General features: G+C 65.1%; 6 protein-coding genes. 3 read left to right on the top strand and 3 right to left on the bottom strand.

Going from position 1 to position 6,253, the window contains the following annotated elements; translation table 11 throughout:
- The coding region (locus ABX74_RS27460; RefSeq protein WP_047890166.1) for a maleylpyruvate isomerase family mycothiol-dependent enzyme at window positions 1-527 on the top strand (527 nt) is incomplete at its 5' end.
- Between the two features lie 10 nt (window positions 528-537).
- Here ABX74_RS27460 and ABX74_RS27455 read toward each other — a convergent pair.
- The 3 genes from ABX74_RS27455 to ABX74_RS27445 are packed head-to-tail and all read right to left on the bottom strand — an operon-like array spanning window position 538 to window position 4,153.
- Window positions 538-1,782, bottom strand: a complete 1,245-nt coding sequence (locus tag ABX74_RS27455) for a glycosyltransferase family 4 protein (RefSeq protein ID WP_020907242.1) — start codon at window positions 1,780-1,782, stop codon at window positions 538-540.
- Window positions 1,779-3,314 carry a glycoside hydrolase family 57 protein gene (locus tag ABX74_RS27450; RefSeq protein WP_047890163.1) on the bottom strand — a complete coding sequence of 512 codons (1,536 nt, stop codon included), beginning with the start codon at window positions 3,312-3,314 and terminating at the stop codon, window positions 1,779-1,781. Before ABX74_RS27450 ends, ABX74_RS27455 begins: the two co-directional genes overlap by 4 nt.
- Before the next feature lie 29 nt (window positions 3,315-3,343).
- Window positions 3,344-4,153, bottom strand: coding sequence for a class I SAM-dependent methyltransferase (locus tag ABX74_RS27445; RefSeq protein ID WP_047890165.1), 810 nt, complete (start codon window positions 4,151-4,153; stop codon window positions 3,344-3,346).
- A gap of 271 nt (window positions 4,154-4,424) precedes the next feature.
- Here ABX74_RS27445 and ABX74_RS27440 point away from each other — a divergent pair, with 271 nt between their 5' ends.
- Together ABX74_RS27440 and ABX74_RS27435 are read left to right on the top strand one after the other, a co-directional pair.
- On the top strand, window positions 4,425-5,225 hold the full coding sequence (locus tag ABX74_RS27440) for an electron transfer flavoprotein subunit beta/FixA family protein (protein WP_019747906.1): 801 nt from the start codon (window positions 4,425-4,427) through the stop codon (window positions 5,223-5,225).
- 48 nt (window positions 5,226-5,273) lie between these two features.
- A complete protein-coding gene (locus tag ABX74_RS27435; protein ID WP_003944698.1) occupies window positions 5,274-6,230 on the top strand; it encodes an electron transfer flavoprotein subunit alpha/FixB family protein in 957 nt (318 codons plus the stop codon).
- Window positions 6,231-6,253: the final 23 nt, after the last annotated feature.

Below are 6,253 nucleotides of genomic sequence, written 5' to 3'. Positions count from 1 at the left end.
GGCGGGTCCGCGAAGTGATCGCGCACATCACCATGCCCTACCGATACTCGGCGCCGCGATTCGTCGTGGAAATGGTCAAGTCACGCGGAAACTTCAACAAGATGTCGAATCGGCGAGCGCTCGCCGACGCGTCGGAAGTCGGTGAGCAACAACTGCTTGCCTCGCTTCGCGACAACGTCGCACACCCGTGGAAGCCGCCGGGCGGTGGCTTCGAGGGCGCACTCTCACACGACGTGATCCACGGTCAGGACATTCGCGTGGCACTCGGCGACGACTACGTGGTGCCCGAAGACCGGCTCACTCGTGTGCTCAGCGGACTCTCGCCCAAAACCGTGAAGTATTTCGGAACTGACCTCGACGGCGCTCGGTTGCGCGCCGACGACCGAGACTGGACGTACGGTGCCGGCGCCGAGGTTCACGGAGCGGCGCAGGACTTGTTGCTGGTGTTGTGTGGCCGGATGTTGCCACCAGGCCATCTGCTCGGGGATGCGAGTTCTCGCTTCACCGCGCCCCTCCCGACCCGCTGAGGTCAGCGCTTCAGCGACCAGGGAGCGGCCGCTCGGGAATCTGCGGCCGCGCCAACGGCTGCCGCACCCGACGCTTTGCGCCCGCGTAGACGTGAGCAGTCTCCTCGGCGACCTGATGCCAGTCGAAGTCCGACGTCAGGCGTGCCCGGGCGGCCACTGCCCGTTCCTGCGCCCCGGCGGGATCGTCGAGAACTTCGCGGACCGCCGAGGTGAGCCCGGCGATGTCACCCGGTTGGAACGACATCCCGGTCACCCCGTCGACTACCGCTTCGCCCAGTCCACCTGCGGTGGACGTGATCAGCGGCGTGCCGGCTGCCGCCGCTTCGAGGGCGATGATCCCGAACGGCTCGTAGCGCGACGGCAGGACGATGGCGTCCGCTCCGTGCAGCCAGCTGAGCAGTTCCGTGTGATCGAGGTTGCCGAGAAAGTCCACTGCCCGCGCGACGCGATGTGTGCGCGCCTGTTGGTAGAGCCAGGTGAACTGGGTGCCTTCGCCCGCGATCGCGAGGGTCGTGCCGGGGTGGCTACGACGGATTCGGGGGAGTGCCGCGATAGCGTCCTGCACACCCTTCTCGTATTCCAGGCGGCCGACGAAGAGGAGTTTCGGCGGCCCTGACCGCGGGCCACGTTCGCGAAAGTTCCACGTGGTCACGTCGATTCCGTTGCGGATGACAGTGATCGGCGGCAGCGTCGGACCGTAGAGTTCGGTCACTTCTTCCTGCATGGACGCCGAACAGGTTATGAGAGAGTCGGATTCGTTTGCCAGCCACCACTCGACCGAGTGGACCTGGCGGTTGATGCGTCCGGAGATCCAACCGCTGTGGCGACCCGCCTCGGTGGCGTGAAGGGTGGAAACCAGTGGGACGTCATAGAATTCGGCCAAGGCGATCGCCGGATGTGCGACCAGCCAGTCGTGTGCGTGCACGACGTCCGGTTGCCAGCCCTCGCCCACTCCTGGCTTGTGCAGCGCCATCCCGGCACGGACCATCGCGTGACCCATCGCGAGGGTCCACGCGAGCATGTCCTCGCCGAAGACGAAGTGTGCCGGGTCCTCGGCCACTGCGACGACCAGTACGCCTTCGGAGATGTGCGTGACCGTCGGGTGCGTCGACGCATCGGTGCCGGAGGGGCGGCGCGAGAGAACCACGACCTCGTGGCCTGCAGCCGCAAGCTCGGTGGCGAGATGGTGGACGTGTCGGCCGAGGCCGCCGACAACGACCGGTGGGTACTCCCACGAGACGATGAGAATCTTCACGACGCGCTCCCGTTCACCAGTTCTGTGTCAGGCAGACGGCGAGCATCCAGCCCCGGGAACAATCCGTCGGCGCGATTCCAGCCTTCGGCCAGCCGCTCGGCCACGGCATCGCGGCCGGAAACGAGCGCTTCGGAGATTTCCCTGGTCGCGTGGGCGTGCTTGTGTGCGCGTTCGCGGGCGTACCCCGCGGCCGAATCCTTGCTCACCATGAATGCCCAATCGCTCGAAACTGTCATCAGTGTCTCGCGAAGGACCTGATCGTTGACCCGGTTTCGCAGTTCCGGTCGGCCGGGTGCGTTGTCGCGGCCGCGAGACTTGTCCACGGTGGTGAGGGCGGTATCGACCACCTCGGAGTTCAGTTGCACGAGGTCGGACACCTGATCGCCGGCCCATACGCGCCAGTCCTTGCCCGATCCCCAGGACGAATCCTCGAGCTGAACGGGTTCGCCCACGTATCCCGATTCCTTGGCGTCGGCGAGGGTGCCGACGCGAATTCCGGCTTCGGGGAGCGCGCGCAGGAGTTTTTCGAGCCACTGCGGGCCTTCGTGCCACCAGTGCCCGAACAGTTCGGTGTCGAATGCTGCGACCACGAGGGCGTCGCGGCCGATGCGGGTGGATTCACTGCGCAGACGCGCCCGAACGGTTTCGACGAAGTCGGCAACATGCTTGTCGACGGCGGCGGCGGCGAGTTCGGGGTCGTACGGCAACTTGTCGGCGGAGTCGACGGTCCGGCCGGTGACCCGCGACGGCTTGAGGCCCGTCTCGTGGTCGTAGGTGTGGAAATCGCGGTAAGCAGCGTGACCCGGATATCCGGATTTCGGGGACCAGACGCGGTAGCTGACCTGCAGGTCGCGGCCGAAGGCAACCACGTCGGATTCTCGAACCGGGCGACCGAGGGACGTGTCGCCGCGCAAGGCGGGACCGTCGACCATGAAGTGGGTGACGCCCGCTTCGGCGTACCCGCGCTCCATGCCCGGGGTGTACCCGCACTCAGGTCCCCAGATCCCGGTCGGAGTGTGGTTCCACCGGGCATGCGCGTCGGCGAGACCTTCGCGGAGGGAGAACGCACGCAAGCGAGGATCGAGCAGCGGTTGGAACGGGTGGGCCAGCGGCCCGCCGAGAAGCTCGAAGGCCTCGCGGTCGATGAGGTCGCGGAACACGGGTGAGGCGCCGTGCTGCCAATGAGTCTCGAAATCTTCGAGAGCCGCTGCGGACGCTCGGTGTTCGCGCGCTCCGAGTTCGCGGTGCGCTGCGTCCGGCATGCCGGCGGACTCGTGCGCACGGATCTGCCAGTTGCCGAGCCAGTGATGCATACCGGCGAGGCAGTGGGGATCGTCCAACTGGGCCGCGAGCACCGGCGTGATTCCCAGCGTCAGCAGGTGCGATCGGCCCTCGTCGGCCAGGCGTCGTAGCGCGGCGGCGAGCGGAATGTACGACGCAGCCCAGGACTGGTAGATCCATTCCTCGCCGACGGGCCATCTGCCGTGGTTGGCGAGCCACGGCAGATGGGAGTGCAGAACCAGGGCGAACATCCCCGGTTCGGTGACGGGTGTTGCGTTACTCACTCGCCGGATTCCTTCACGGCAGTTTCCTTCGCAGCGCTGTCTTTCACGGCGATAGCGACGAGGTCGAGGCTGTCGTCGATGTCGGGTTCGCTGATGCTGAAGTCGTCGACGGTGATGCCCTCGACGTCGCGGGTGAGATCTTCGGGCCAGGGCTCACCGGCCAACGCGCGGTCTATCTGCGCGTTGATGAACGATCCGCCGTGCTTGGCGTCGAGTTCCTTCAGGCGTGAACCGTGGTGGACGCCGGTCATCAACTGAACGCGGAATCCGGCGTCTTCGAGCAATTCGGTCATTTCGGCGGCGTTGAGCTCACGAGTGTGGAAAGGGTTGAGCGGCGTGTCGCGGCCGGGGGAGAACGTGATCCGGTTGGGGGTACTGATCAGAAGTTCACCGCCGGGAGCGAGAACTCGGAAGCACTCGCGCAGGAACTGACCCTGATCCCACAGGTGCTCGATCACCTGGAAATTGACGACGACGTCAACCGAGTTGTCGGCCAGTGGAAGCTCGGCGAGGTTGCCGTGGAGCATCTCGACGCGGGGGTAGCGCGCACGAACGTGTTCGACCGCGGAGATGTCGTAGTCGAGGCCGGTAACCTTCGTTGCGACGTCCGCAATCATGTTGGCGCCGTAGCCTTCTCCGGATCCGGCCTCGAGGACTCGGCGGTCCGTGCAGCGCTCCAGAAGTGCGCGGTACACCACTTCGTGGCGTCGGAACCAGTAGTTCTCCTCGGGGATTCCTGGCACGGTTCGTTCGCCCGTCAAGGGTAGGGGTGCGTCCTCGTGGTTGCTGACACTCGTTTCACTCACCCGTGCGAGATTAGTGCCATCCGGGTAGAACGTGTTCGCCGTGGTCCAGATCACTGCTGTCAATTCCTGTTCGTGCCGTTATGGTGGACGAGGTTCCACGTTAAGTTACCCACCGGTAACTTAACGTGGGGTAATCTAACGCACAGCCGACGTGAACCGAGAAATTCGCCCGTGGGGAGACCTGTCGGACTCTCTTTTCGGACGCTCGGACTGCGCGAGCACCACAGACGATTTATCAGGTGAATTACACACAGGAGGTCGACGAAGACCCATGACGAATATCGTTGTTTTGATCAAGCAGGTCCCCGACACATGGTCCGAGCGCAAGCTGACCGACGGCGACTACACGCTTGACCGTGAAGCCGCCGACGCAGTCCTCGACGAGATCAACGAGCGCTCCGTCGAAGAAGCACTCCTCATCAAGGAAGCTCAGGGCGGTGAGGTAACGGTGCTGTCCGCAGGTCCCGACCGCGCCACCGACGCTATCCGCAAGGCTCTGTCGATGGGCGCCGACAAGGCCGTCCACATCAACGACCCGGCACTGCACGGCTCCGACGCGATCCAGACCGCATGGACGCTCGCTGCTGCTCTCGGACAGATCACCTTCGAGAACGACGAGCCTGCCGACCTGATCATCGCCGGCAACGAGGCCACCGACGGCCGCGTCGGCGCTGTTCCGGCCATCATCGCCGAGTACCTGGGCATCCCGCAGCTCACGCAGCTGCGCAAGGTCGTCGTCGCCGACGGCAAGATCACCGGTGAGCGCGAGACCGACGAGGGCGTCTTCGGCCTCGAGGCTTCGCTGCCCGCGATCGTCTCGGTCACCGAGAAGATCAACGAGCCGCGCTTCCCGTCCTTCAAGGGCATCATGGCCGCGAAGAAGAAGGAAGTTCTCGTTTACACGCTGGCCGACCTCGGAGTCGACCCGGAGACCGTCGGAGTTGCCAACGCAGGCACCACCGTGACGTCCTCCACCCCGAAGCCCCCCCGTACCGCTGGTGAGCGCATCGCCGACGAGGGAGACGGTGGCACCAAGATTGCCGCTTACCTCGTCAGCAACAAGGTCATCTGATCGCGCCCTTCTAGACATCCAGCAGAAGAACTCAGGGAGAGTTAAGTCATGGCAGAAGTACTTGTGCTCGTAGAGCACGCAGAGGGTGCGCTGAAGAAGGTCAGCACCGAACTCATCACCGCTGCACGCGCACTCGGTGAGCCGTCGGCAGTTGTCGCCGGCCCCGCGGGCACCGCAGCAAAGCTCGCCGACGCTCTGGCAGCAGCCGGAGCCGAGAAGATCTACGTCGCCGAGTCCGACGACATCGACGGCTACCTCGTCACCCCCAAGGTCGACGTTCTCGCCGCTCTGGTCGAGTCCACCAGCCCGGCAGCAGTCATCACCGCAGCCGGCACCGAGGGCAAAGAGGTTGCCGGTCGTCTGGCCGCACGTCTGGGCTCCGGACTGCTGACCGACGTCATCGAGATCAAGGCTGACGGCACCGGCGTCCACTCCATCTTCGGTGGCGCGTTCACCGTCGAAGCCAAGGCCAACGGCGACGTTCCCGTCTACTCGGTTCGTCCGGGTGCAGTCGAGGCTGCTCCGCAGGCCGGCGCAGGCGAGCAGATCACCGTCGAGGTTCCGGCTCAGGACGAGAGTGCCGTCAAGGTCACCTCGCGTGAGCCCATCGTCGGCGGCGACCGCCCCGAGCTCACCGAGGCGTCGGTTGTCGTCTCCGGTGGACGTGGCGTCGGCAGCGCGGACAAGTTCTCCGTCGTCGAAGAGCTGGCCGATTCCCTCGGTGCTGCAGTCGGTGCTTCGCGTGCCGCTGTGGACTCGGGTTACTACCCCGGACAGTTCCAGGTCGGTCAGACCGGTAAGACGGTCTCCCCGCAGCTGTACATCGCGCTCGGCATTTCCGGTGCCATCCAGCACCGCGCCGGCATGCAGACGTCCAAGACCATCGTCGCGGTCAACAAGGACGAAGAGGCACCCATCTTCGAGATCGCCGACTTCGGCATCGTGGGCGACCTGTTCAACGTCGCACCGCAGCTCACCGAAGCTGTGAAGTCCCACAAGGGCTAAAAAGCACAAACTGCTGTGCGCCT

Origin of the sequence: Rhodococcus sp. ARP2 (genome assembly GCF_001029585.1) — a bacterium.
Lineage (GTDB): Bacteria > Actinomycetota > Actinomycetes > Mycobacteriales > Mycobacteriaceae > Rhodococcus_F > Rhodococcus_F erythropolis.
The sequence above is the reverse complement of the archived record's forward strand: the minus strand, read 5'-3'. Positions and strand labels throughout refer to the sequence as shown.